General features: G+C 67.2%; 23 protein-coding genes and 1 riboswitch. Of the genes, 9 read left to right on the forward strand and 14 right to left on the reverse strand.

Going from position 1 to position 24,651, the window contains the following annotated elements:
- Positions 1-73: 73 nt before the first annotated feature.
- The 3 genes from metE to H977_RS0121715 all read right to left on the reverse strand — a co-directional run bounded on the left by metE (position 74) and on the right by H977_RS0121715 (position 4,135).
- Entirely contained in the window at positions 74-2,359 is a 2,286-nt protein-coding gene (metE, locus tag H977_RS0121705; RefSeq protein WP_155946756.1) for a 5-methyltetrahydropteroyltriglutamate--homocysteine S-methyltransferase, read from the reverse strand.
- A 141-nt stretch (positions 2,360-2,500) separates the two neighbouring features.
- Positions 2,501-2,677, reverse strand: a riboswitch (cobalamin riboswitch).
- 91 nt (positions 2,678-2,768) lie between these two features.
- Positions 2,769-3,443, reverse strand: coding sequence for a sensor domain-containing protein (locus H977_RS0121710; RefSeq protein WP_029109844.1), 675 nt, complete (start codon positions 3,441-3,443; stop codon positions 2,769-2,771).
- A gap of 113 nt (positions 3,444-3,556) precedes the next feature.
- Positions 3,557-4,135 carry an Rv2240c family protein gene (locus tag H977_RS0121715; protein ID WP_029109845.1) on the reverse strand — a complete coding sequence of 193 codons (579 nt, stop codon included), beginning with the start codon at positions 4,133-4,135 and terminating at the stop codon, positions 3,557-3,559.
- A 433-nt stretch (positions 4,136-4,568) separates the two neighbouring features.
- On the opposite strand from H977_RS0121715, the gene H977_RS0121720 reads away from it, so the two are divergent.
- The 5 genes from H977_RS0121720 (at position 4,569) to H977_RS0121740 (ending at position 7,611) form a co-directional block, all read left to right on the forward strand.
- Positions 4,569-5,267 carry an MspA family porin gene (locus tag H977_RS0121720; RefSeq protein ID WP_029109846.1) on the forward strand — a complete coding sequence of 233 codons (699 nt, stop codon included), beginning with the start codon at positions 4,569-4,571 and terminating at the stop codon, positions 5,265-5,267.
- Positions 5,268-5,358: 91 nt separating this feature from the next.
- Positions 5,359-6,054: an MspA family porin gene (locus tag H977_RS0121725; protein WP_029109847.1), complete on the forward strand. Its 696-nt coding sequence runs from the start codon at positions 5,359-5,361 to the stop codon at positions 6,052-6,054.
- 10 nt (positions 6,055-6,064) lie between these two features.
- Positions 6,065-6,829 carry a hypothetical protein gene (locus H977_RS0121730; RefSeq protein WP_231396028.1) on the forward strand — a complete coding sequence of 255 codons (765 nt, stop codon included), beginning with the start codon at positions 6,065-6,067 and terminating at the stop codon, positions 6,827-6,829.
- A 217-nt stretch (positions 6,830-7,046) separates the two neighbouring features.
- A complete protein-coding gene (locus H977_RS0121735; RefSeq protein WP_155946757.1) occupies positions 7,047-7,361 on the forward strand; it encodes a hypothetical protein in 315 nt (104 codons plus the stop codon).
- A 52-nt stretch (positions 7,362-7,413) separates the two neighbouring features.
- Complete coding sequence (locus H977_RS0121740) at positions 7,414-7,611, forward strand: hypothetical protein (protein WP_029109850.1); 198 nt, start codon at positions 7,414-7,416, stop codon at positions 7,609-7,611.
- 155 nt (positions 7,612-7,766) lie between these two features.
- Here H977_RS0121740 and H977_RS0121745 read toward each other — a convergent pair whose 3' ends face one another.
- Entirely contained in the window at positions 7,767-8,321 is a 555-nt protein-coding gene (locus H977_RS0121745) for a signal peptidase II (protein WP_051288987.1), read from the reverse strand.
- A gap of 127 nt (positions 8,322-8,448) precedes the next feature.
- Between H977_RS0121745 and H977_RS0121750 the strand changes: the two genes are divergently transcribed.
- On the forward strand, positions 8,449-9,201 hold the full coding sequence (locus H977_RS0121750) for an enoyl-CoA hydratase (RefSeq protein WP_029109852.1): 753 nt from the start codon (positions 8,449-8,451) through the stop codon (positions 9,199-9,201).
- 13 nt (positions 9,202-9,214) lie between these two features.
- Here H977_RS0121750 and H977_RS0121755 read toward each other — a convergent pair whose 3' ends face one another.
- The 8 genes from H977_RS0121755 to H977_RS0121790 all read right to left on the reverse strand — a co-directional run bounded on the left by H977_RS0121755 (position 9,215) and on the right by H977_RS0121790 (position 18,892).
- Positions 9,215-10,402 carry a dihydrolipoamide acetyltransferase family protein gene (locus H977_RS0121755; protein WP_029109853.1) on the reverse strand — a complete coding sequence of 396 codons (1,188 nt, stop codon included), beginning with the start codon at positions 10,400-10,402 and terminating at the stop codon, positions 9,215-9,217.
- Positions 10,399-11,514, reverse strand: a complete 1,116-nt coding sequence (locus tag H977_RS0121760) for an alpha-ketoacid dehydrogenase subunit beta (RefSeq protein ID WP_029109854.1) — start codon at positions 11,512-11,514, stop codon at positions 10,399-10,401. Before H977_RS0121760 ends, H977_RS0121755 begins: the two co-directional genes overlap by 4 nt.
- Positions 11,514-12,617, reverse strand: coding sequence for a pyruvate dehydrogenase (acetyl-transferring) E1 component subunit alpha (gene pdhA / locus H977_RS0121765; protein ID WP_029109855.1), 1,104 nt, complete (start codon positions 12,615-12,617; stop codon positions 11,514-11,516). The genes H977_RS0121760 and pdhA overlap by 1 nt, the downstream gene beginning before the upstream one ends.
- A gap of 251 nt (positions 12,618-12,868) precedes the next feature.
- Entirely contained in the window at positions 12,869-13,681 is an 813-nt protein-coding gene (locus tag H977_RS0121770; RefSeq protein WP_029109856.1) for an HpcH/HpaI aldolase/citrate lyase family protein, read from the reverse strand.
- On the reverse strand, positions 13,682-14,170 hold the full coding sequence (locus tag H977_RS0121775; protein ID WP_029109857.1) for a MaoC family dehydratase: 489 nt from the start codon (positions 14,168-14,170) through the stop codon (positions 13,682-13,684). It lies immediately after the preceding gene.
- The gene (locus H977_RS0121780) at positions 14,167-15,330 is read right to left on the reverse strand and encodes an acyl-CoA dehydrogenase family protein (protein ID WP_029109858.1); all 1,164 of its coding nucleotides are present in this window, start codon (positions 15,328-15,330) and stop codon (positions 14,167-14,169) included. Before H977_RS0121780 ends, H977_RS0121775 begins: the two co-directional genes overlap by 4 nt.
- Positions 15,327-17,324, reverse strand: coding sequence for an acetyl/propionyl/methylcrotonyl-CoA carboxylase subunit alpha (locus H977_RS0121785; protein WP_502691192.1), 1,998 nt, complete (start codon positions 17,322-17,324; stop codon positions 15,327-15,329). The genes H977_RS0121780 and H977_RS0121785 overlap by 4 nt, the downstream gene beginning before the upstream one ends.
- A 14-nt stretch (positions 17,325-17,338) precedes the next feature.
- Complete coding sequence (locus H977_RS0121790) at positions 17,339-18,892, reverse strand: carboxyl transferase domain-containing protein (RefSeq protein ID WP_036476633.1); 1,554 nt, start codon at positions 18,890-18,892, stop codon at positions 17,339-17,341.
- Positions 18,893-18,963: 71 nt separating this feature from the next.
- On the opposite strand from H977_RS0121790, the gene H977_RS0121795 reads away from it, so the two are divergent.
- Positions 18,964-19,557 carry an SACE_7040 family transcriptional regulator gene (locus H977_RS0121795; RefSeq protein ID WP_029109861.1) on the forward strand — a complete coding sequence of 198 codons (594 nt, stop codon included), beginning with the start codon at positions 18,964-18,966 and terminating at the stop codon, positions 19,555-19,557.
- On the opposite strand, the gene H977_RS0121800 is transcribed toward H977_RS0121795, so the two are convergent.
- Positions 19,554-21,434, reverse strand: a complete 1,881-nt coding sequence (locus H977_RS0121800; protein ID WP_196808288.1) for an alpha/beta hydrolase family protein — start codon at positions 21,432-21,434, stop codon at positions 19,554-19,556. The two genes, H977_RS0121795 and H977_RS0121800, sit on opposite strands and share 4 nt — an antisense overlap.
- Before the next feature lie 102 nt (positions 21,435-21,536).
- Between H977_RS0121800 and H977_RS0121805 the strand changes: the two genes are divergently transcribed.
- On the forward strand, positions 21,537-22,313 hold the full coding sequence (locus tag H977_RS0121805) for an MmpS family transport accessory protein (RefSeq protein WP_036476710.1): 777 nt from the start codon (positions 21,537-21,539) through the stop codon (positions 22,311-22,313).
- A gap of 37 nt (positions 22,314-22,350) precedes the next feature.
- Here the strand turns inward: H977_RS0121805 and H977_RS0121810 are convergent, their stop codons facing one another.
- Entirely contained in the window at positions 22,351-23,658 is a 1,308-nt protein-coding gene (locus tag H977_RS0121810; RefSeq protein ID WP_036476636.1) for an MFS transporter, read from the reverse strand.
- A gap of 43 nt (positions 23,659-23,701) precedes the next feature.
- Between H977_RS0121810 and cmrA the strand changes: the two genes are divergently transcribed.
- The gene (cmrA, locus tag H977_RS0121815; RefSeq protein ID WP_029109865.1) at positions 23,702-24,508 is read left to right on the forward strand and encodes a mycolate reductase; all 807 of its coding nucleotides are present in this window, start codon (positions 23,702-23,704) and stop codon (positions 24,506-24,508) included.
- The last annotated feature ends 143 nt before the right edge of the window (positions 24,509-24,651 follow it).

Below are 24,651 nucleotides of genomic sequence, written 5' to 3' on the forward strand. Positions count from 1 at the left end.
CAAGCGCACCGAGCGCGGGTCGCGCGACGGGGTCAACCCTGCACGCGACCCACGCTCGGCATCCCGAATAGCGCTATCCCGCACGCACTTCAGCTGCGGCACTGACCAGGTGCCGCAACGCCTCGGTCACCTCATCGGTGGTACGGGTTTTCAGGCCACAATCCGGGTTGACCCAGAGCCGTTCGGCCGGAACCGATCTGAGCGCCTCACGCAGCGATGTGGCGATCTCATCCGTGCCGGGCACGCGCGGCGAGTGAATGTCGTAGACGCCGGGTCCGACGCTGTTGGAGAATCCAGCGGCATTCAGATCACCGAGTACCTCCATGTGCGAACGGGCCGCCTCGATGGAGGTCACGTCGGCGTCGAGGTCGGCGATCGCCCCGATCACCTCACCGAACTCCGAATAGCACAGGTGGGTGTGGATCTGCGTCGAATCGGCTACGCCGGACGTGGCAAGCCGGAACGCATCGACGGCCCACCGGAGATAGGCATCCTTGTCCTTGTTCCGTAGCGGGAGCAACTCCCGTAAGGCGGGCTCGTCGACCTGGATGATCGCGATACCGGCAGACTGCAGATCCGCGGTTTCGTCCCGGATGGCCAGCGCCACTTGGGCTGCCGTGTCTGCCAGCGGCTGGTCGTCGCGGACGAACGACCAGGCCAGGATGGTGACCGGTCCGGTGAGCATGCCCTTGACCGGCTTGTCGGTTAGCGACTGGGCATAGGTGATCCACTCAACCGTCATCGGCTCCGGCCGGAACACGTCCCCGTAGAGGATCGGCGGGCGCACGCACCGGCTGCCGTAGGACTGCACCCACCCGTTCTGCGTGGCGAAGAAACCGTCGAGCTGCTCGGCGAAGTACTGCACCATGTCGTTGCGCTCGGGCTCGCCGTGTACCAACACATCCAAGCCCAGTTGTTCCTGCAATGCGATGACGCCGGCGATCTCAGCCTTCATCCGCCGCTGATATTCGGCGGCGTCGATCTTGCCGGACCGCAGCTCAGCGCGGGCGATACGAATAGCCGAGGTCTGCGGGTACGACCCGATGGTCGTGGTGGGCAACGGTGGCAACTTCAGCCGGTCCTGCTGGGCGGCCCTGCGCTCTTCGGCGGGCTCACGCTTGGTTCCGGAAGCGGCGATCTGAATGATCCGCGCCCTGACATCGCCGTTGTCGAGCCGTGGATCAGACGTGCGGGAAACAATGGCGGCGCCAGACGCTGCGATCTCGGACGAGATCGCGTCGCGACCATCCCGCAAGCCTCGCGCCAGCACCACCACCTCGTCGACCTTCTCGGATCCGAATGCCAGCCAGCTTCGCAGCGCCGCATCGACATCCGGCTCCGCGTCAAGCGTGTACGGCACATGCAGGGTCGAGCACGACGTCGATACCGCAACCGCCTCCGCCAGTCCCTGTGTCGTGGCCAGTGTCCCGAGGGCTCGTTCGAGATCTGTGCGCCAGACGTTACGGCCGTCCACCACACCGGCCACCAGGAGTTTGCCGCCGAGCTCCGGCACCGCGTCCAGACTCGTGGCCGAGCCGGCGACCAGATCGACACCGATGGCCTCGACCGGGGTCCGGGCCAGCGCGGGCAGCACGTCGGTGAGCTCACCGAAATAGGTCGCGACGAAGATCGCGGGCCGTTTGGTCACCTCACCCAGCCGGGCATAGGTATGCGCGACGAGTCCAGCCGCGTCGTCGACCATGTCCGTCACCAACACCGGCTCATCGAACTGGACCCACTCGACTCCCGCGTCGGCGAGCACCCCCAGCAGTTCGGCATAGACCGCCAGCAGATCGTCGAGCCTGGAGAGCGGCGTATCCGCGCCGTCGACCGACTTCGACAGAGCCGCGAATGTGATGGGTCCGACGATCACCGGACGGGCCGGAACACCTTGTGCGCGAGCCTCTTCCAGCTCTGCCAGTACCTTGGCCGCATTGAGGGAGAACAAGGTGTCGGGACCGAACTCCGGGACCAGGTAGTGGTAGTTCGTGTCGAACCACTTGGTCATCTCCAGGGGTACGATCTCTTCGCCGTCATAGATACCGCCGCGGGCGGCCGCGAAATAGCGGTCCAGGCCGTCGGAGATACCGTTTACCCTGGGCGGCAGCGCCCCGACCAGAACTGCGGTGTCGAGCATCTGGTCGTAATAGGAGAAGGTGTTGACCGGGACCGAGTCCAGACCGGCCGCCACCAGCGACCGCCACGTGTCACTGCGCAGGCGGGCGGCGACCGACTCGAGTTCAGCGCGATCGACGCGACCGGCCCAGTACTTCTCGACGGCACGCTTGAGTTCACGGTTGGGCCCGATCCGGGGAGACCCGAGGATGGTGGCGACAAAAGGTATTGCGGTTGTGCTCATTACGGCGTCCTTCAACGTGCGAGGGATGGCCACCGCCAGGAGACGTCGAACCGAACACGGCCACCCGCTCGCGTGTGAACCGCCTTCGGCCACTGCCCATTCCGCGAGGCGATGAACCACCGGACGCGGCGCGCCCGGTACGGCTGGCAGGTCTTCGGACTCACAGGCACGCACGGGCCTCGTGCACCTACTGGCCGTCGCTTCCCAGCCGCAGATCCCTGCGTGCCAGTGCTGATGACGGCGGTCGTTCCTGCATACCGCTGCGGGACAGTCCCGGATTCTCACCGGGTTCCCTCTCACGTCGCATCTCAACCAGCCTGCGGCGCTCGATGTCGGCACCGCAGACACTCCGGCGCCGACAAACCAGCTGCGAGCACGAGACTACTCGCTGCGCAGTGAGGGGTACCGCTCAGCGCGGCATCGCGGCCTTGATCTTGTCCACCACGTCAGCGGCCTGGGTCACCGACGAACCTGCCGGCTTACACGCCTGGACGTCCATGACGAGGTTGGCGGCCACGGCAAGCGCACGCTGGCAATCCCGGGTCTGGCCCCCGTTGACGCGGGTGAACGGCAGCGTGAGTTCGTCGTCGGTCTTGGTGAGTTCACCACTCTTCCACCTGGGCAACGGTTGACCGTTGAGGGTGATGTTCACCTTGTGGTCGGTGCACTTCGACCAGCGGTCCGCCGACTGGCCCAGAAAGTCATCGGCGTCCTGCGTGGTCGGGAAGATCACCACCGACTGCACCACCAGGTTGTCCCAGTCATCGTTGTCCGGAGCGCGCAGCAGCACCTGGCGCATGGCGGTCCAGTGATCCCCGTAGATGGCGGACTCGTTCACCTGCCATGCGCCGAGGCAATTCAGATTGGGCAACAGGTTGCGGTGATCACTCATCTCGGTGACCGGTGGATGTGCCACCATCCCGCCGGTCCCCATCACGGCGTTGATCTCATCGGGACTGAGCAGCAGGCCCTCCAGCGCGGATTTGGGCACATCCTTCGGGGGCCCCGGGGCCTTGTCACCGTTGCCGGAACAGCTGGTCGCCAACAGCACGAGCATGAGCAACGAGATCGCGAGCCTGATCACGGTAATCCCTTTACTGAAGGCACGGTTCACGCGCACATGGTGGTTGAGTGTCAGAGCGGCGAAGGCAGCACATGACCGCGATACTGATCAGCGCATTGCGTTTGAGATAGCCGTCAGGCGTGGGTTCCCGCTGCGGCGCAGGCCATCTGCGCGTTGTTGGCATCGGTGTTGAGCTGGGTCGCGGTGTCGTTGAGCGATTGACCGCCGGTACGCAGCCCCATCTTCAGGAGCAACTTGGTGGCACCGAAAGACCAGGACCGCATGGGGTTCGCGATGTCGGGTGAAAGTCCTGGCGTGCCGGCGGCATTCATCGCCGACGCGGCCGCTTCGCGCAATGCGGTGCGGCCACTCGTGTTCGTGGTGCTGATGGTCGGATCCCCGTAGTCGGGCCGCTCCACACCTTCGATGGAATCCGCGAAATCGCCGTAGAACGTCGATGCCGAATCGAGCGCATCGGCGAACGTCGAGCAGGCCGTGACCGCCGGCACACCGGGGTCATCCGTGCTGGCGACCGGCACGGCCTCAGGACTTGCGGCCGGCGCGCCAGGCAACACCGGAGGCAACTCCGGCACGGCCGGCACCGCAGGCCCCGGAGAACCGGCCCCATCGCCCGGTTCGGCGAGTGCCGTCGGCATCGCAGCGAAGCCGATGCTGAAGGCAATGAGCAGCGAGGCGAACCCTCGCTCATACACGTGAGACGACCTCAACGATTCCTCCGTCAGTCGGTAGCGGTTAGGCGCCAGGCGCCGCAGTGGACGTCCGCGCCGCATCGACACGTCCGCCTTCCCCCCGGATCACCTCACGGTCGAGGGTTCACATGTCCAAAAGGTGAACATCCGGCCAACCCGCCCCCTCTGCGGGTCGTCCATTGCGTGCCGGGAGCCGTGTCCGATGCCTCATATATGTATTACGCTGCGGCGCACGCTATTTCCCAGCAACCTCACAGGTTCGAGGACTTCAGCTGGACGGGAATGCGGCGGCAACTGTTGGGTCGTTGTTCACCAAATCGAAACGCGACCGGTTAATGATTCGTCGCGACAGATTCCTTGGATCCGTTGGCTTCTGGCGACCATGACGCGTCGCAGACCACGCGGATCCAGAACCATGAGAGGCGCAAGTTCACGCATGTTGAGTCGTTTTGCCACCCTGGCTGCAGTCTGCATGTTGGCCCCTGTAGCGATTGCGCCCCTTGCATCGGCAGATCCCCCGCCACCGCCGGACCCCGCGGTGCCCGCAGCGGCCGGCGCACCTGCCCCGCCGCCGGACACCGGCGCAGTGCCGTCCTCGCCCCCCGGAGTCCTCGACACTCCGGACGGCTGGCACGTGACCGTCGCCGGCTCCAACGAGACACTGCTGCCCGTCGCGCCGCTGACCACCGCGATCTCGTCACGTGAGTACCTCGTGGGTGGCACGTTCAACGGGAAGGTCTCGGGTGGCGGCAAGACCAAGCTCACCGGCGGCACGCTCGAGGCCGGCGCTCAGATCGGTTGCGGCATCATCAGCGACGAGGCCGAGATCAACCCCGGTCTCAGCTTCACCCCGAGCCTCAAGATCCCGTTCACCGGATCCGCGGGCGACGTCGGCGCCGGTACCGGTATCAGCTTGCAGGGCAAGGTTTATCTGAAGCCGGGCACGGTCACCATCGTCCCGATCGACAAGAAGTCGTTCAAGGGCTCGGGTACCCGCGTGACCATCACAGGCGTGCGCATCAAGTTCGACCAGTGCGCCGGCCAGTCGTTCATTCGCACCTACGCGACCCTGACCAGCTCCACCGACAACACCGACGACGTCATCACCTACCTCGGCGTCACCAAGGCCGTCTGACCTCGGCCCGGAAACGACACCGACCATGAACCGCCCCGATCACCACGTTGATCCCTCGGATTCGAACCCCACGAGAGGCACAAGTTCCCGCATGTTGAATCGTTTCGCCACCCTGGCTGCTGTTTGCCTGCTGGCCCCGGTAGCCTTGGCGCCCCTTGCGTCGGCCGACCCACCGCCCCCGCCGCCGCCCGCGGACCCGGCCGCACAACCCGTTGATGCCGGCCCCCCGCCCGACAACGGCCTCGTCGCCTCGGCCGAGCCGGGCGTCGTCAAGACCCCGGACGGCTGGACGCTCACCGTCTCCGCGAAAGACGAGAGCCAGCTGCCCGTGGCGCCCCTGACCACCGCCGCGTCGTCTCGCGAATACCTCGTCGCGGCCACGTTCACCGGCACCGTAACCGGTGGCGGCTCCACCTCGCTGACCGGCGGCACGCTCGACACGGGCTACCAGATCGGCTGCGGTATCGAGCTCGGCCAGGTCCGCCTCATCGGCTCGATCGGTCTGAGCACCTCGGGCTCGACGCTGGCCGGCATCATCCCGACCGGCGTGAGCATGCCGATGTCGGGCACCATCGAGATCCACGCCAAGCCCGGCACCGTCACCAACGTCTCGGTGAACAAGAAGTCGTTCAAGGCCGCGCCCGTGCGTGTCACGTTGAAGGACGTCCACATCAAGATCGACGGCTGCGTCGGCCAGTCCTTCCTGCGGTCGTACGCGACGCTGACCAGCTCCACCACCGATACCGACGACGTGGTGGCTTACTACGGCGTGACCAAGGCAGTCTGACGGTCTGGACGTGAAAGCGAAACACGAAGGCATGAGCGAGAACTCGGACGGCACATTCGCGGTCAAGAATGCGATGGCCACCCTCGCGGCAGCCGGGCTGTTCGTGGTCGGCGCGGCGGTTGCCTGCTCGGCAACCGCCGCCGCCGATCCGGCACCGCCGGAGGTTCCAGGTGCGCCCGCGGTCGCCGCTCCGGCACCGGCACCGGAACCACCTCCGCCACCCGGGCCCGAAGTGCCCCTCATGGGCGCACCCCTCGGACCGAGCGGGCTGTCGGTTCTGGGACAGACCGGAACCGACACGGCACCTGGCAGGCTGGGCGTCCCGAACGCGGTTGACATGAGCCCGGGCGCGCTGCTGGGCCAGTACACAGCTCCGGCGGCTCCGGGTGGGCCGCCGCCGACCGAGGCACCCAACCTCCGGGCCTTCAACAACGGAAACTTCTTCCCGCAGAACGAGAAACCGGCGGCGCCTGGTCAAGGCACCCAGGTCGGCGTCGCTCCGGGTCAGGAGAACGCGGACATCTCCGGACTCGACTGGATGCGACAGATGCACACGCTGTACCGCAACGGAAACCTGCGTGGCGCCGCGCTGGGACAGCTACCCAAAGAGCAACTCGGAGAACCACTTCCGGGCACCGCTCCCCCGCCCGGAACCAATATTCCGCAGGGCCTCGCGGAGAACCTCCCGGATCCTGCGGCACCCCCGCCGGCGCCTGAGGCTCCGCCGGCACCGGGTGTCCCGCTACCGGCACCTCCCGCACCGCCTGCTCCATGACACATTCGGGCAGCGTCCGGTAACCCCGGATGCTGCCCGATTGCGTTTCTCCGTCGCACGGCCCTTCCTGGCCAGCCGAGCTCGGGCGAAATGTCAGCTGGACGAATTCTGGCAACTTTCTGTTAACTTCCTGTGCATCGGGAATACACTGACAGCTGACGGCCGGGGCTACCGGTGAGAGCGACAGCATGAGATCCGACCGCCAGGAGGGTCGGGGATGCTGGCGCGGAAACACAATTCGACATTCATCGGTATGGCCGTGATCGTGTCGGCCATCGCAAGCGGGGGCATACCGTCGGCCACGGCCGACCCGACCCCCGGCAGTCAACGGGCCGACGAAACCATCTCAGCCCTGGGCGCCGAGGGTTACACCGTGGCGATCAACTGGGTTGGCGGTACCAGCACACTGCCTCTGGACAGATGCCGGGTCAACGCGATCCACAACCCCAACCGCGGGGTTCCGCCGCTGCCGAAATCGTCGGTGACGGTGTACGTGGATGTGCAGTGCCCCGACGAATCCGCGAATTCCTGAGGATCAGAACGCACCCGCGTTGGGAGCAGAGGTCGTCGCGTAGGGATTCGACATGGTCGTGGTTGGTGGCGTCGTGGTCGGTGGCGCGGTCGTTGCTTGGGCGTCCTCGGGCGGTGTTGGGGCGGTTGATGTTCCGGCGTCTTCGCTGGTGCTCACCGGTGTCCTCGGTGTCGTGCCGGCCGTACTCAGCGTGGACGACCGCGACAATGCCGGCCTCGTCGGGCTCACCGGAGTGAGCCGCTCAGGTTGATCGGGTGACACCGAGTGGTGCGACGTCGTCACTATGGCGAACACCAAGGCACCGATGGCCACAACCGCACCGATCCCGGCCGCGAGCATCGCCACCGGGTCTCATGCCACGGAGCGCCCGGTGGGTTGTCCTCTGAGCTGACCCGCCGGTCCCGATCAACTACCGGCATGCGGCTCCGAGCTTCCGGCGACGCCATTGGACGGAAAACCCGAGAGCGACAACGCAATCAACCACACCACGCCGGCCAGCACGGCGATATCCGCGACGTTGAACACCGGCATCGGGCCGATGGCCAGGAAGTCGACCACGTGTCCGCGCAGCGGGCCCGGCGCCCGGAACAGCCGGTCGACGAGATTGCCCGCGGCGCCGCCGAGGATGGTCCCCAGGCCCACAGCCCACCATGGCGACCGGACATGCACGCCGATCCAGGCGACCCCCGCTGCCACGGATACCACGACGACGGTCAGCATCACGGTCCGGTTCGCGGCCATCGACAGCGCCGCACCGGAGTTACGGGTGAGTTCACAGCCCAGCCAGTCGCCGAGCAAGGGGACGGGCCGGCCGGGTTCCAGCATGCCCACCGCGAGGGCCTTGGTGCCCACGTCGATGAGGAACACCGCACCGGCGGTCAACAGCAGCAGACGGCGGCGCGTCGGCTGCGCCGAGCCGGCTCCCGGGATACCGGAAATATCGGCAATGTCGGCCGTCACCGGATCATTGTCCGCTCAGCAAGTCCGGACCGCCGGGCAACGCGGCCGACGATTCGATGAACATTTGTGGTCGCGCCGGCTCCGGACTGACGCTCACTGCCAGCAGTCCGGGCGCTAGGGTGGCCTCGTGTCCGAATCCGTGTTGGTCAGCGTCGACGATCACGTCGCAGTCATCACCGTCAACGACCCCGATCGCCGCAATGCGGTGACCTTCGAGATGTCGGCAGCCCTGCGCGCCGCTGTTGAGGCCGCCGAGGCCAACCCCGATGTCCACGCGGTGATCGTCACCGGCGCCGGCAAGGCGTTCTGCGCCGGAGCCGACCTGACCGCGCTCGGCGAAGCCACCGAGGACGGGCTGCGAAAGATCTACGACGGGTTCCTCGCGGTTGCTCATTGCACACTCCCGACGATCGCCGCGGTCAACGGCGCCGCCGTCGGTGCGGGCCTGAATCTGGCGCTGGCCGCCGATGTGCGTATCGCCGGTCCGGCCGCATTGTTCGATCCGCGATTCCAGAAGCTCGGCATCCACCCCGGCGGCGGCGCCACGTGGATGCTGCAGCGAGCCGTCGGCCCGCAGGTGGCCAGGGCCGCCTTGTTGTTCGGCATGCGATTCGACGCCGAATCGGCCGTGCGCCACGGGTTGGCGCTGTCGATCGCCGAAGATCCGGTGGGCGCCGCGCGCATGCTCGCCGCAGGCCCCGCGAGCGCGCCACGCGACGTGGTGATCGCCACGAAGGCCTCGATGCGGGCCACCGCCAACCCCGGCACGGTCGACACCGAACACCATGCGGTCGCCGTCGACATCGAGCTCGGCCCCCAGGCCCGATCCATCGAATCCCCCGAATTCGCAGCGCGTTTGGCCGCCGCCAAGCGGAAGTAGCCCTCTGCAGGCCTTATAAGTCCAGCAAAGCCGACTCGGGCGTCTCGATCAGCGAACGCAGGTCACCCAGGAACGCCGCGGCCTGCGCACCGTCGACGACGCGATGATCGAAGGCACAGGTCAGCGACATCGTGGGACGGGCCGCCACCGCCCCGTCGACCACGACCGGTCGCTGTTTGATCGAGCCCATTCCCAGGATGGCGGCCTCCGGATAGTTGATCACCGGGACACCGTCGTCCAGGCCGAGCGCACCGAAGTTCGACACCGTGAACGTCGACCCGCTGAGCTCGGCCGGGCTGAGCGTCCCGGCTCGCGCGTGCTCGGTCAGCCGGGCCACCTCTGCGGCAAGGGCGCGGGTCGTCATCGACTGCGCGTCGCGGACCACCGGAACCAGCAGTCCGCGCGGCGCAGCCACGCCGAATCCCAGGTGTACGGCGGGATGCCGGTGAATCTGTGGGCCCTCGGCGGTTTCGAACCAGGTGGAGTTCACCAGCTGATGCCGCCCGAGCGCCAGTACGAGTAGCCGCAATGTGAGCACGAACGGTGTGGCGGGAAGGTCGGCATCGGTGGCTTTCACGTGGTCACGCAGCCGCAACAACGCCGAGCAGTCCACGTCCACCCTGGCATGTGCGTCAGGTATTTCCCGACGCGACAACGACATTCGTCGCGCCATCGCGGCCTGCACCCCGCCCACGTCGATGATGTCCGAACTGCCGGCGGCCGCCAGAACATCGTCACGGGTGACGATGCCCTCGGGTCCGGACCCCGGCGCCAATCCCTGTAGGTCGACGTGCAGGTTGGCGGCCAGTTTGCGCACCGGCGGCTTGGCCCGGGCCCGCGCGCCCTCCGAAGCCGAAGTCCGTCTGCTGACATCCATGGTGTCGTCGGCACCGTAGCCGACCAGTACCGACTTGCGATGCGTTGCACCATTTTTCGTGCTGCTGGTCGACGGCGCAGCCGGTTCACTGGTGTCGAATCTGACCAGCAGCGATCCGACGGACAGGGTGTCTCCCGCGTTGCCGCCGAGTTCGAGCACCTGGCCGGCGACCGGGCTGGGGATTTCCACCTCCGCCTTGTTGGTCTCGACCGTGCACAGCGTCTGATTGAGTTCGACGGTGTCGCCCACGGCGACGCTCCAACTGGTGATCGTCGCGTCCTGCAGCCCCTCACCGAGATCGGGGACCAGGAACTCCCGGTTCATGGCTGCACCATCGCACGCTCGACGCAGTCGAGCAGGCGGTCGACGCCGGGCAGCCACACCTTCTCCAGCCGAGCCGGCGGATAGGGTGTGTCAAAACCCGTGGCACGCAACACCGGTGCCTCAAGGTCGTAGAAGCACTCCTCGGAGATCCGAGCGGCCAGCTCGGCCCCGAAGCCCAGGGTTCGGGGACCCTCATGCATGACGACGGCCCGTCCGGTGCGCTGCACGGACGCGGCGACCGTATCGAAATCGAGGGGGTTGAGTGAGCGCAGATCGACCACCTCGAGGCTCCAGCCCCGCTCGGCGGCCAGGTCCGCAGCGTTGAGCGCGGTGGCCACCAGGCCGCCGTAAGTGATGACGGTGACATCGGTTCCGTTGCGCCGCACCATCGCCCGCCCGATCGGCGGAGCCGGCGCGCTCGTATCGACGGGCTCACGCGCCCAGTAGCGCCGTTTGGGCTCCAGGAAGATCACCGGGTCCGGGCTGCTGATCGAATACCGCAGCAGCCAGTACGCGTCGGACGGCGTGGACGGTACGACCACCTTGAGACCCGCCGTGTGCAGCCAGTACGACTCGGTGGACTCCGAATGGTGTTCAACCGCACCGATGCCACCGAACGACGGAATCCGCACCGTCACAGGCATGTTGATGTCACCGTGGGTGCGCATACGGTATTTGGCCAGGTGACTGACGATCTGATCGAAGGCCGGGTAGCTGAACCCGTCGAACTGGATCTCCGGCACCGGTCTGAACCCGCGGATCGCCAAGCCGACCGCCACACCGATGATCGCCGATTCAGCCAGGGGCGTGTCGAAACATCTTTCAGCACCGAAGGTCTCGGCCAGCCCCTCGGTCACCCGGAATACCCCGCCGAGGGTGGCGACATCTTCACCGAACACCAGCACGTGGTCGTCGGCGGCCATCGCATCGTGCAGCGCTTGGTTGATGGCCCCCACCAAGGTCAGTTCGGTGGCCGGCAATCCGACCGACGCCGGCGGTGCCGGCAATCCGACCGCCGCCGGCGGTGCCGGCAATCCAACCGCCGTCAGCATCGGTTCCCACGGCTCGGGCGAGTCACCTTGGGCTGCGGGCCGGTCGATGATCTGTGTCATCACGCCTCCTTGGCCAGTTCCGCCGACAACTCATCGCGTTGGCGCGCCAGATCCGGGGTGATCTCGGCATACACCGCGTCGAACAGTTCGGCCGGATCGGGATCTTCCGCCCCGACGAGCGCGTCACGCAGCTCGGCGCACAGCCGCCGTGACCGCGCACCCACGCGTTGTTCCAGACGCTCATCGAGCACGCCGGCGTTCCGCAGATAGGTGCGGTACCGCTCGATCGGGTCACGGGCAAGCCACTCGTCGACCTCGTCGTCCGACCGGTAACGATGGGGGTCGTCGGAGGTGGTGTGCGGGCCCATCCGGTAGGTGACGGCTTCGATCAACGTGGGGCCGATGCCCGCGCGGGCCCGCTCAGCGGCCTCCGCCATCACCGCGAAACAGGCCAGGACATCATTGCCGTCGACCCGGATCCCCGGCATGCCGTAGCCGATCGCCCGGTGCGCGATGGACGGCCCGGCCTGCTGCTTGCTCACCGGCACCGAGATCGCCCATTGGTTGTTCTGCACGAAGAACACGCAAGGCGCGTCGAATACCGACGCCAGGTTGAGCGCCTCGTGCGCATCGCCCTCGCTTGTTGCGCCGTCGCCCAGGAATGCGACTGTCACGGAACCGTCGCCGAGGCGCTGTGCGGCCATCGCCGCGCCGACCGCATGCAGTGCGTGGGTGGCGATCGGTATCGCGATCGGAGCGACGCAGCGGCTGGTGAACTCACGACCGCCGTGCCACTGACCCCGCCAGACCGCACCCATCTGGCCCGGGGTGATCCCGCGCAACAGGTACGCGCCGATCTCCCGGTACTGCGGGAACAACCAGTCGGTTTTCCGGAGGCAGGCGGTTGCCCCGATCTGGGCGGCCTCCTGCCCGCGGCAGGAGGCGTACAGCGCCAGCTCACCCTGCCGTTGCAGGTTGATGAATTCGGTGTCCAGGTCGCGCGTGACGACCATGGACTCGTAAAGCCAGGCCAGAGTCTCGTGCGGAAGGTCGCGGCTGTAGCGAGTCTCTGTGGTGGGTGACCCGTCGGGGTCCACCAAGCACACCGGATCGAGATCGACACTGAGATGTGCCGGGGCCGGCCCTGCAAATGACTCAGCCATACCGCCTCCTTCTCTGGTGACGGCATGTTGCGCCGCCGTTCCATGAGGTGCTCAGGGCAGCGGCGGTACGTGCAAAACCCCTGGTGAGAGGCCTCCGGCTAGGCGCCTGGGTATGGCGCTAGCCGGACGATCCGCTCGGCCCGTCGCAGCACTGGGGCATATCGCCATTATGCGCCAGAACCGGCCGCAGCTACCGCCATCACAGATAACGGAATGGAGGCGTGTCGGATGCGGCCGGCCCGCGGACCAGGTCAGCCCCGCGGGGCCAGCGCGACGATTCGCTCGGCGCGCCGCAGCACGGGAGCGTCGACCATCAGGCCGTCGTGCTGGAAGACACCACGTTCACCTGCCACCCGGTCGAGCACGGCGCGCGCCCAGGCGATCTGCTCATCGGTCGGCGCGTAGGCCGACCGGATGACCGCGACCTGCGTCGGGTGGATCGCCACTTTGGCGTCGAAACCGACGGCGACCGCATCGTCGGACTCCGCCCGCAAGCCGTCGAGATCCTTGATGTCGAGATACACCGAATCCAGCGCCAGCTTCCCGTAGGCCTTGGCCGCCAGCAGGGTCTGCGACCGCACATGCTTGGCGACGTCGCGATAGCTGCCGTCAGGCCAGCGGTTGGCAGTGCCACCGGTGACGGCGAACAGATCCTCGGCTCCCCACATCACCGCGAAGGCGTTACCCGGCTGCGCCAGCTCCACCACGTTCAGGGCGGCCAGCGGCGTCTCGATCAGCACCACGACATCCAGTGGCGCCAGCGCCCGTACCTGATCGGCATGTTCGGTCTTCGCCAGCATCACGGTGGTGTAGTCGGTGGCCGCGACCGCCTTCAGGTCCAGCTCATGATCGGCGGTGTCGGTCGGGTTGACCCGCACCACTGTGCGGGCCGGATCGAGCGGGGTGTCGATCAGGGCCTGGCGGGCGGCCGGCCGGTCCTTGGCCGCGCACCCGTCTTCGAGGTCGAGGATCACCACATCGGCTGCCGCCGCGGCCTTTTCGAATCGCTCGGGGCGGTCAGCTGGGCAGAACAGCCAGCCGGGGCCGGTTGCTGCGAGAGTCATCTATGCCTCCCCCTCCGGACGCATCCGCACCATGGTCTTGCGCGACGCGGTCGCCACGATGTCGCCGTGCTGGTTGCGGCCGGTGTGGGCGAAGGTCACGATGCCCTCCCCGGGCCGGCTCTTGGACGCTCGCTTCTCGGTGATCTCGGTTTCGGCATACAGCGTGTCACCATGGAAAAGCGGCTTGGGGAAAGCGATCTCGGAGAATCCGAGGTTGCCGACGATGGTGCCCTGGGTCAGCTGAGCCACCGAGAGCCCGACGAGCGTCGAGAGGGTGAACATCGAGTTGACCAACCTGGCGTTGAACGGCGGCAGGGCATCGGCGAAGGCCGCGTCGAGGTGCAGCGCCTGGGTGTTCATGGTCAGCGTGGTGAACAGCACGTTGTCGGCCTCGGTGATGGTGCGCCCGGGACGGTGCAGGTAGCGCACGCCGATCTCGAACTCCTCGAACCAGAGCCCGCGCTGCTCTATCACCTTCTGCTCGCTCACAGGCCGGCCTCCCGCGCGATCAGCATCAGCTGCACTTCCGTTGTCCCCTCGCCGATTTCGAGAATCTTGCTGTCCCGGTAGTGACGGGCCACCGGGTATTCGTTCATGAATCCGTAGCCGCCGAAGATCTGGGTGGCATCGCGGGCGTTGTCCATCGCGGCCTCGCTGGAGACCAGCTTGGCCACCGAGGCCGCTTTCTTGAAGGGCTTGCCGGACAGCATCAGCGCGGCCGCGTCGTAGTAGGCGGCGCGGGCCGTGTGGGCACGGGCCTCCATCCGGGCGATCTTGAAGGCGATGGCCTGATAGGTGCCGATCGCCGCGCCGAAGGCCTGACGTTCCTTGGCGTACTTGACACATTCATCCACACAGCCCTGGGCGACGCCCACCGACAGCGCGGCGATGGCGATGCGGCCCTCATCGAGGATGCGCAGGAAGTTGGCGTAGCCGCGGCCCCGCTCACCGAGCAGGTTCTCGGCGGGCACGCGCACATCGTCGAAGCTCAGCGGGTGGGTGTCCGAGGCGTTCCAGCCGACCTTGTTGTAGGCGGGTTCCGCGGTGAATCCCTCGGTGGGCACCGGCACCAGGATCGAGGAGATCTCCTTCTTGCCGCCTTCGCGATCCCCGGTGACCGCGGTGACCGTGACCAGCTTGGTGATGTCGGTGCCCGAGTTGGTGATGAACTGCTTGGAGCCATTAATAATCCAGTGGCCGTCATCCATTTTCGCCGTGGTCTTGGTGGCACCTGCGTCGCTGCCACCGCCCGCCTCGGTCAGGCCGAACGCGCCCAGGGCCTTGCCGCTGGCCAGCAGCGGCAGCCACTCCTGCTTCTGGGCGTCGTTTCCGAAGCGGTAGATCGGCATGGCGCCCAGCGAAACCCCGGCCTCCAGCGTGATGGCCACACTCTGGTCGATTTTGCCGAGCTCTTCGAGGGCCAGGCACAGCGCGAAGTAGTCGCCGCCCATGCCGCCGTACTCCTCGGGGAACGGCAGACCGAACAGGCCCATATCGGCCATGCCGTCCACGACCTCGTAGGGGAAGGAATGTTCCTCGTCGTGTTTGGCGGCCACCGGGGCGACGACGCTCTGCGCGAAGTCGCGGACGGTCTTGGCCAGCTGTGCATAGTGATCCGGCAGTGTGCCGGTCGACAGAAAGTCGGTCATTGCTCGTTCTCCTGTGTGTGAGCGGTGATTCGGGCCAGGGGCTGACCCACCTTGACCTGGTCGCCGACGGCGACGAGTAGTTCGGCCACACCGTCGGTCGGTGCGGTCAGGGCATGCTCCATCTTCATCGCCTCGACAGTGACCACCATGGCGCCGGTCGTCACCTCGGATCCGGTCGCCACGCCTACGGCGACAACCGATCCCGGCATGGGACTGACGAGTTCGGCATCGCCGCTGTGCTCATCCTCGGGCCGCACCAGCGCCTCCCGGACTTCCTCGACGACATAGCTGCGCCCGCCACCGGAGAGCCAGAGCTGGCCGGTCCCACCGCTCAGCTGCGTGGCGACCAGATACTCGGTGCGCATGCCGTCGAGTGTCACGGTGAACTGGTCGTCGACGAAACCCGCACTCACCGTGTGGGTCTCGCCGTTCTCGACGATCGCAGTGGCGTGGCTCGGTATGCCGGTGAGGTACACGTGGTCGGTGCGGTCTGCGGCCCGCAGCCGGAATGCGGCCGCGGCACGCTCCCCCACCCGCCAGCCGGTCGGTCGGGCCCACAGGTTGTCGCCCGCTTCGGCCCAATCGCTTGCCCACAGATAGGCTGCGGCAGAGATCAATTCGGCGTCCCCGACCTCCGCAGGGGCAAAATCCGGTGCCCGGCGGTCCAACAGGCCGGTGTCCAATCGACCCGCCACCACATCGGGATCGGCCAGTAGGAAACGCAGAAACTCGGTATTGGTGGTCAGGCCCAGCACCGCGGTATCGGCCAGCGCCCGATCCAGCTTCTTCAGCGCCACCGTCCGATCGGAACCGTAGGCGATGACCTTGGACAGCATCGGGTCGTAGTCGCTGCCGACAACGGTGCCCGCGCCCAGGCCGGAATCCACCCGCACCCCCGGCCCGCTGGGCTCGCGCAGTCCGAGCACCGGTCCACCGGTGGGCAGGAAGCCGTTGGCCGGGTCCTCGGCGTACACCCGAGCTTCCACCGCATGCCCGGTCATGACGATGTCGTCCTGGCCGATCGCGAGTTTCTCGCCCGCGGCGATGCGGACCTGCTGTTCCACCAGATCGACTCCGGTGACCATTTCGGTGACCGGATGTTCGACCTGCAGCCGCGTGTTCATCTCCATGAAGAAGAACTCGTCGGGTGCATCGGCGGACACGATGAACTCCACCGTGCCGGCACCCGTGTAGTCGACACTACGCGCGGTATCGCATGCGGCCGCACCGATGCGGGCCCGCGTGACCGGATCCAGCAGAGGCGACGGCGCCTCCTCGATGACCTTCTGATGCCGGCGCTGCAGGCTGCATTCCCGCTCGCCGAGGTGGATCACGTTGCCGTGACCGTCGGCCAGCACCTGCACCTCGATATGGCGGGGCCGCAACACGAATCGTTCGAGGAACAGGGTGTCGTCGCCGAACGCGGCGGAGGCCTCGCGGCGGGCGCTGGCCAGTGCGGCCGGAAGGTCGACGGCCCGCTCCACCACGCGCATGCCCTTGCCGCCACCGCCTGCCGACGGTTTGACCAGAACCGGGAACCCGACCTCGGGCGCACCCGCGATCAGATCTTCGTCGGTCAGTCCCGGACGCGATATTCCAGGGACGACGGGTACGCCGAACGCAGACACCGCGGCCTTGGCCGCGATCTTGTCGCCCATGGTGGCGATCGCCGTCGCGGGCGGGCCGATGAACACGATGCCTGCGGCCTGCAGTGCGGAGGCGAATTCGGCGTTCTCGGACAGGAATCCGTAGCCCGGGTGGACAGCCTGCGCCCCGGTGCGCCGCGCGGCAGCCACCACCGCGTCGATGTCGAGATAACTCTGCCGGGCCGGCGCCGGACCCAGCCGGACGGCCGCATCCGCCTCTGAGACGTGCCGCGCACCGCCGTCGGCATCGCTGAACACGGCCACCGACCGGATACCCATGGCGCGCAGGGTCCGGATGACCCGGACCGCGATCTCGCCGCGGTTGGCGACGAGGACTGTATGGAACATCGTTGAGCTCATCATCACATCCGGAATACGCCGTAGGAGACCGGCTCCAGCGGAGCCTGGCCGACAACCGAAAGAGCCAGTCCCAGAACGGTCCTGGTGTCCGCCGGGTCGATCACCCCGTCGTCCCAGAGCCGTGCCGTCGAATAGTAGGGGTTGCCCTGATGCTCGTACTGGGCCCGGATCGGCGCCTTGAACTGTTCTTCCTCCTCGGCGCTCATGTCGCCGCGCACGGTGGCCAGAACGGACGCGGCCTGCTCGCCACCCATCACCGAGATCCGCGCATTGGGCCACATCCACAGGAACCGCGGCGAATAGGCACGGCCGCACATGGAGTAATTGCCCGCGCCATAGGAGCCGCCGATCACCACCGTCAGCTTCGGCACCCGCGCGCAGGCCACCGCGGTGACCATCTTGGCGCCGTGCTTCGCGATGCCCGAGGCCTCGTAGTCGCGGCCGACCATGAATCCGGCGATGTTCTGCAGGAACAACAGCGGGGTCTTGCGCTTGTCGCACAGCTCGATGAAATGCGCTCCCTTGAGCGCTGATTCACCGAACAGCACACCGTTGTTGGCGACGATGCCGACCGGATGGCCGTGGATACGGGCGAACCCGGTGACCAGGGTGGTGCCGTACTCGGTCTTGAATTCGCTGAACTCGCCGCCGTCGACGATGCGGGTGATCACCTCGTGCACGTCATAGGGGACGCGGGCGTCCACCGGAACCACGTCGTAGAGCTCGCTCTGGTCGGCGATGGCCTCCACGGCGGGCGTCACCGCCCACGGCGGGTCCTCGGGTGGGCCCAGTGTGGCGACGATGTTGCGCACGATCCGCAAGGCGTCGCGGTCGTCGTGGGCCAGGTGGTCGGTGACACCGGAGGTCTTGGAATGCAGGTCGCCCCCGCCGAGTTCCTCGGCGGTGACGACCTCACCGGTGGCGGCCTTCACCAGCGGCGGGCCCCCGAGGAAGATCGTGCCCTGGTTGCGCACGATGACGGCCTCGTCGCTCATCGCGGGCACGTAGGCGCCGCCCGCGGTGCACGAGCCGAGCACGGCGGCGATCTGCGCGATGCCCTGCGCGCTCATGGTGGCCTGGTTGTAGAAAATGCGACCGAAGTGCTCGCGGTCGGGGAACACCTCGTCCTGGCGCGGCAGGAACGCACCGCCGGAGTCCACCAGGTAGATGCAGGGCAGCTTGTTCTGTAGCGCGATCTCCTGTGCGCGCAGGTGTTTCTTGACGGTGACCGGGTAGTACGTGCCGCCCTTGACGGTCGCGTCGTTGGCGACGATCAGGCACTCCCGGCCCGAAACCCGGCCGATGCCCGCGATCATTCCGGCCCCGGGGCACTCGTCGTCGTACATCCCGTCGGCGGCCAGCGCGGCGATCTCGAGGAACGGGCTGCCCGGGTCCAGAAGGCCGTCGACGCGGTCACGGGGCAGCAATTTGCCCCGGTCGACGTGACGTTGGCGGGCCCGTTCGGGACCGCCGAGGGCGGCGGTGGCGAGCTTGGCGCGCAACTGCCCAACCAGCGCCAGATGCTCGTCGCGGTGCGATGACAAGGCGGCTCCCATTTGAGTTAATGACAACTAACTCGTGATAGGTTAGTTTTCATTAACTGAGTTGTCTACCCTCCGGAGACGCAATGTCCGACAGCGCCGTCACCCGTCGCAGTCAGGCCAAATCCGATCGCCGCAGCCAGCTGATCGCTGCCGCCGAACGGCTTGTGGCCGAGCGCGGCTACCTCGCGGTGCGCCTGGAGGACATCGGCTCGGCCGTCGGCATCAGTGGGCCTGCCATCTACCGGCACTTCCCCAACAAGGAAGCCCTGCTGGTCGAACTGCTCGTCGGGATCAGCACCCGTCTGCTCGCCGGGGCGCAGGAAGTCGTCTCCCGGACCGACGACGCCGCCGAATCCCTGGACGGCCTGGTGGACTTCCACCTCGACTTCGTCTTCGGTGAATCCGATCTGATCCGTATCCAGGACCGCGACCTGGCCCACCTGCCCGACACCGCCAGACGGCAGGTGCGGCGCGCCCAGCGTCAATACGTGGAGATCTGGGTGACGGTGCTGACCCGGCTCAACCCGGACCTGGCCGAGGACGATGCCCGCGTGATGGCCCATGCCACGTTCGGCCTGCTGAACTCCACCCCGCACATCGTGAGACCCGCAGTGCCCAAGGCACATTCACGCGCGGTGCTGCGCCGGATGACGCTCGCGGCGCTCACTGCCGGCTAGACGCCGAACGCCTTGGACAACCATCGGGTCGCGACATCGACCAGCACCGCACGGTTCTCCCGCTTGGCGATCTCGTGCCCGTCATCGTCGAAGATCAGCAGTTCGACGGTGCGGCCCAGCGCCGCCAGCGCCTCATACATCTGACGCGATTCATCGGGCGGCACATTCGTGTCGTTCCCGCCGTGCACCAGAAGCAGCGGCGCTGTCACCGCCTCCGCCCGCGGCAACGGCGAAAGACGTTCCAGGAGATCATGATCCGCGATCGGATGGCCGTATTCGGGATAGGATGCGGCCGCGATCCACGGCTCGGTGGTGCGGTAGAAGGTGTTCAGGTCACTCATCCCGCAGATGCTGATGCCCGCCACGAACAAGTCCGGGTGAAAGGCCAACGCCGCCTGGGTCAGGTAACCGCCGTACGACCACCCCGTACAGGCCAGCCGGTCGGCCGGCGCGATGCCCCGATCGAGCAGATACTGAGCACAATCGGCGACATCGTCGACGGCGGCGAACCGTAACTCCTTGTCGTCGGCGTGCACGAAGGCCCGCCCGAAGCCGCCCGAGCCACGCACATTCGGCGTGAGCACCACGAAACCCGCGTCCAGTAGTGCCGGGAAGATCTCGTTGTATTCCGGCCGCGCCTGCCCCTCGGGGCCGCCGTGCAGAAACATCACCGCGCCCGCTACCTCGCCCTGCGGCCGGTACAACCACGCGGTCAATTCCAGCCCGTCACGCGCGGTGATCCGCTCCAGCGTCGGGGCGGAGGTGAGCGGCCCGCGGCTGGGTTCCCTGTCGACCCGCTCCCACTCCAGCGACCGCGGATCGACGAGTTCGACGGTGCGGGGCAGCGACGGGCCCTGCACGGTCAGCGCGACCATGGAGCCGCCCGCACTGATACTCAGTTCGCCGGCCATCGGACCGGGCAGCGGGATGGGCACCGACAACGTCTCGTCGACGTGCTGCAGAATCTGCAATTCGCTGCGGCCGTCGATGTTCCACAACAGCGCGACCGTGGTCAGATCGTCGCTGACCACGAACTCGTCGAGGTCATACCCCGGCCGCTCGGCGACGACGTGGTAGGACACGCCGTCGGCGGTGACGGTCACCTCCAGCAGGCGGGCGTACGCGGCGCCGTTGTCGCTGCGGATCAACGCCCGCACAAAGCCTTCGGTGCTGCCCGGCCCGTAAGTGCCGGCCGGGTGATACAGCGTGGTCTCCCCTGACAGGCCGCTACGCAACCGGCGTGGGGCGTGATCGTCGAGAATCACACCGGCATCGGTGACCGAGCCGGGATCGGCTGGTAGCAGCGCGATTTCGGTGCCGCCCCACAGCATGATGAGGTCCTGGTAGCCGCGCGGCCCGACCCGCACCAGTGCGGCACCCGCCCACGCGTCGACCAGCCGCCCACCCGAGCGGCGGTCGAGCACCAGGGTGTCCCCAGTCGCCGGATCGATCAGACACGAGCTGCCGACACCGTCCTCTCCGGTGAGGATCGCCGCGATCTTGGTGCCGTCCCAACTGATCAGTTCCGCGGTGCCCTCGCCGGTGCCGGCCGGCCAACCGTCGATCCGGCGCGCATCACGGTCGTCGGGATCGGTGGTCACCACCCAGATCTGACTACGGGTCCCGCCTTCCGGGGCCACCTGGCAGGCCAGCCAGTGTCCGTCGGCGGAATGGATGACCTTCGTCACGGGGCCGTCCACGGGCAGCTCGACGTCACGCGAGGAGCTGGCCCGCCACCCGCGCAGGAATCGCTGCACCGCGCGGGGGTAGCCGCCGTCGTCGACCAAGTGGGCAAATGCCGTCGCATCCGGCGAGAGGGACGCGCCATAGTTCACCCGCACATGCCGATCTACGGCCACCTCACGTCCTCCCGTCATTTCCTCGGACCTCTCCAGCATGTCCTCCATGCCCGATCGCCGCGACCTCGGTCGCAGCGGACTGAGCATCCGCACAGGTACCCTCGCAGCCATGAGGTGGGCATGACCGATTCACCACGCCGCGACGGGTCCGAGCCGACCCAATCGTTCGGTAGCGGCTACCCCGTGGACTATCCGGATCCGGCGTACTCGAACCAGCCGCCGTATCAGGGTTCGTACCCGGCTGTTCCGGGTGCGGCGCCACAGGCGACCCCGAATCCCACCCAGCAGCTGCCGCCCTACCCTCCCTACGCATACGACCCGAACGCAAGTGGCCAGCCGCCGGGCGGACCTACAGTGCCCCCGGGTGCACCGCCCCCGCCGGAACCCGACAACCGCGAACCTCGCCTGTGGCTGTGGGTCCTGGCCGCGCTCGCGATCCTGGTGGTTCTCGGCCTGGTCATCGCGCTCGTGATCGCCAACGGGTCGAGCCAGGAAACCGTGGTCGCACCACAACCGGTCACCCCGCAGCCCGGCTTCACCACGTCGCCGACGGCGCCCACCACGACCTCGCGCGCGCCGCGCCCGCTCCCGCCGCCCAACGCCACCTCGCCGACGGAGACCACACCGGGGCCCACCGAGACCGTCACCTACGAGGTCACCGGTGAGGGCAGAGCGATCAACATCACCTACCTGGACACCGGCAACATGCTGCAGACCGAGTTCAACGTCCCGCTGCCGTGGAGCAAGCAGGTCGAGCTCGCCGCTCCCGCGACCGAAACCGCCAGCGTGAGCGTCGTGAATTTCGGGCCCGACGTGGCCTGCACGGTGACGGTGAACGGCATGCAGACCCAACACCGCACCGGGTCGGGCATCACGATCTGCGTCGGCACGCCCTGACGCGTCGGGACGGATCCGTCGGCACCGCTTCGTCAGCTCAGGGCGTCGGCACAGCCGTTCCGTGCTGCCGCTCGGGCACCCGCACTGCGATCATCCCGGCCAGCCCGAAGGCGAGCACCACCACGATTCCGCCCATTCCGGCCCGGTCGGTGCCGAACAGGTCGATGAAGGTGAAGAACAGCCACGGCGCCAGGAACGACGCCGCGCGTCCGACGGTGGTGTAGAGCCCGAACGCCACACCCTCCTTGCCATCCGCGGTGATCCGCAGCATCAAGTTGCGTGCTGCGGACAGGGTCGGCCCGATGAACAGGCACAGCAGCAGGCCGCACACCCAGAAGGACACCGGCCCTGACAGCACCAGCAGGGACAAACCCACCGCGATCAGACAGATCAGCGATACGACGATCACCGGCTTGGAACCCACCCGGTCATCGAGCAGGCCACCGGAGACAGCCCCGACCGCCGCGACCACACAGGCGCTGATCCCGAACAACAGCACGTCGGCCTGCGAGATCCCGTAGACATTCACACCCAGCACGGCGCCGAACGCGAACACGCCTGCCAGCCCGTCACGGAACACCGCGCTCGCCACCAGGTAGTAGACGACGTTGTGGTCGCGTTGCCATTCCCCGCGAATCTCGACCCACAATTTGCGGTAGGCGCCGATGATTCCGATGCGTTCGACGGGGACGGCATCGCTGACCCGCGGGACCACGATGAACATCGGCAGCGCGAACAATGCGAACCACACCGCGGTGAGCAGCATCACGGCGCGCACGTTCTGCCCGTCGTCGGTCGGGATGCCCAACAGCCCCCGGGACTCCCCGTCCCCGGCGATGAAACCCACGTAGGCCAGCAGCAAGAGCACAACGCTGCCCGCATACCCCAGCGCCAGGCCGAGCCCCGAGGTACGTCCGGACGTCTCGGGGGTGGACAACTGTCGCAGCATGGCGTTGTAGGGCACTGTGGCCAGCTCGTTGCACGCGGCGGTGCACGCCAGCAGCACGAGACCGGGCATCAGGTAGCGGTGATCGTCACGAATCAGGCTCATCGCCGCCGTGAACAGCACGGCCGCACCGGTCATCACGCCCAGCACCTTCCGCCGGCGCTGAGGCGCGTCCACCCAGATGCCCGTAACGGGCGCCAGCAGGGCCACCGCGAGACCGGCGATGGCCATGGCCCGGCCCAGCCAGCTGGCCGGTGTGGTGTCGCCAGGGAGGTCCGCTCCGACGCTCCCTGTCAGGTACACCGAGAACACGAAGGTGATGACGATCGCGTTCAGGCCTGTCGCGCCGCAGTCCCACAATGCCCACGCGAGCACCCTCGCTCGCCCGGGGTTAGTCATGACCGACACCCTATGGGTTCCGGCTCCTTCTAGGATTGGCGCCATGCCTGTACCCGCACCCAGTCCGGATGCCCGCGCCGTCGTCACCGGCGCCTCACAGAACATCGGCGAAGCGTTGGCCACCGAACTCGCTGCCCGCGGCCACAATCTGATCATCACCGCGCGACGGGAGGACGTGCTGACCTCACTGGCGCAGCGCCTCACCGAGCGCTACGGGGTGATCGTCGAGGTGCGTGCCGTCGACCTCACCGACCCCGCCGCCAGGGACACCCTGTGCGCCGAACTCGCCCAGCGCGAGATCTCGATCCTGTGCGCCAACGCGGGCACCGCCACCTTCGGCCCGGTCATCGACCTCGACCCGGCCGGCGAGAAGGCGCAGGTGCAGCTGAACGTGCTCGGCGTGCACGATCTGGTGCTGGCAGTGCTGCCCGGGATGGTCAAGCGCGGATCCGGCGGCATCCTGACCTCCGGATCGGCGGCAGGCAATTCACCGATCCCGAACAACTCCACGTATGCGGCGTCCAAGGCGTTCGCCAATACGTTCAGCGAGTCACTGCGCGGCGAGCTCAAGGGCGCCGGCGTGCACGTCACGGTGCTTGCGCCGGGCCCTGTGCGCACCGAACTGCCCGACGCGACAGAGCAGTCCCTGGTCGAACGGCTGATTCCCGACTTCCTCTGGATCTCAACGGAATACACCGCCAAGCTGTCGCTGGACGGCCTGGAGAAGAACAAGATGCGTGTGGTTCCCGGCGTCACGTCGAAAGCCATGTCGATGGCCAGCGGCTACGCGCCGCGTTCCATCGTCACCCCGATCGTCGGAGCCGTCTACAAGAAGCTCGGCGGCGGCTAGTTCTCGCGCTGCCGCACCGCCGATTTCTACGCGAGGGCTGTCGATCCGAGGCGGTTTCAAGGGGTCGATGCAACACCCTTCTGATTGAGGAGTGTTGTGATGGCGCGATCGTTGTTCCAGTCGAGGAAGCCGTTGTTTTGGGA

It is taken from the genome of Mycobacterium sp. URHD0025, from assembly GCF_000426065.1.
Lineage (GTDB): Bacteria > Actinomycetota > Actinomycetes > Mycobacteriales > Mycobacteriaceae > Mycobacterium.

Excerpts from the sequence above, each read along its gene's own strand:
- metE (WP_155946756.1), bottom strand. The coding sequence starts at position 2,359 with ATGAGCACAACCGCAATACCTTTTGTCGCCACCATCCTCGGGTCTCCC.
- H977_RS0121720 (WP_029109846.1), top strand. The coding sequence starts at position 4,569 with ATGTTGAGTCGTTTTGCCACCCTGGCTGCAGTCTGCATGTTGGCCCCT.
- H977_RS0121725 (WP_029109847.1), top strand. The coding sequence starts at position 5,359 with ATGTTGAATCGTTTCGCCACCCTGGCTGCTGTTTGCCTGCTGGCCCCG.
- H977_RS0121735 (WP_155946757.1), top strand. The coding sequence starts at position 7,047 with ATGCTGGCGCGGAAACACAATTCGACATTCATCGGTATGGCCGTGATC.
- H977_RS0121740 (WP_029109850.1), top strand. The coding sequence starts at position 7,414 with ATGGTCGTGGTTGGTGGCGTCGTGGTCGGTGGCGCGGTCGTTGCTTGG.
- H977_RS0121755 (WP_029109853.1), bottom strand. The coding sequence starts at position 10,402 with ATGAACCGGGAGTTCCTGGTCCCCGATCTCGGTGAGGGGCTGCAGGAC.
- H977_RS0121760 (WP_029109854.1), bottom strand. The coding sequence starts at position 11,514 with ATGACACAGATCATCGACCGGCCCGCAGCCCAAGGTGACTCGCCCGAG.
- pdhA (WP_029109855.1), bottom strand. The coding sequence starts at position 12,617 with ATGGCTGAGTCATTTGCAGGGCCGGCCCCGGCACATCTCAGTGTCGAT.
- H977_RS0121770 (WP_029109856.1), bottom strand. The coding sequence starts at position 13,681 with ATGACTCTCGCAGCAACCGGCCCCGGCTGGCTGTTCTGCCCAGCTGAC.
- H977_RS0121780 (WP_029109858.1), bottom strand. The coding sequence starts at position 15,330 with ATGACCGACTTTCTGTCGACCGGCACACTGCCGGATCACTATGCACAG.
- H977_RS0121785 (WP_502691192.1), bottom strand. The coding sequence starts at position 17,324 with ATGTTCCATACAGTCCTCGTCGCCAACCGCGGCGAGATCGCGGTCCGG.
- H977_RS0121790 (WP_036476633.1), bottom strand. The coding sequence starts at position 18,892 with ATGGGAGCCGCCTTGTCATCGCACCGCGACGAGCATCTGGCGCTGGTT.
- H977_RS0121795 (WP_029109861.1), top strand. The coding sequence starts at position 18,964 with ATGTCCGACAGCGCCGTCACCCGTCGCAGTCAGGCCAAATCCGATCGC.
- H977_RS0121800 (WP_196808288.1), bottom strand. The coding sequence starts at position 21,434 with ATGACGGGAGGACGTGAGGTGGCCGTAGATCGGCATGTGCGGGTGAAC.
- H977_RS0121805 (WP_036476710.1), top strand. The coding sequence starts at position 21,537 with ATGACCGATTCACCACGCCGCGACGGGTCCGAGCCGACCCAATCGTTC.
- H977_RS0121810 (WP_036476636.1), bottom strand. The coding sequence starts at position 23,658 with ATGACTAACCCCGGGCGAGCGAGGGTGCTCGCGTGGGCATTGTGGGAC.
- cmrA (WP_029109865.1), top strand. The coding sequence starts at position 23,702 with ATGCCTGTACCCGCACCCAGTCCGGATGCCCGCGCCGTCGTCACCGGC.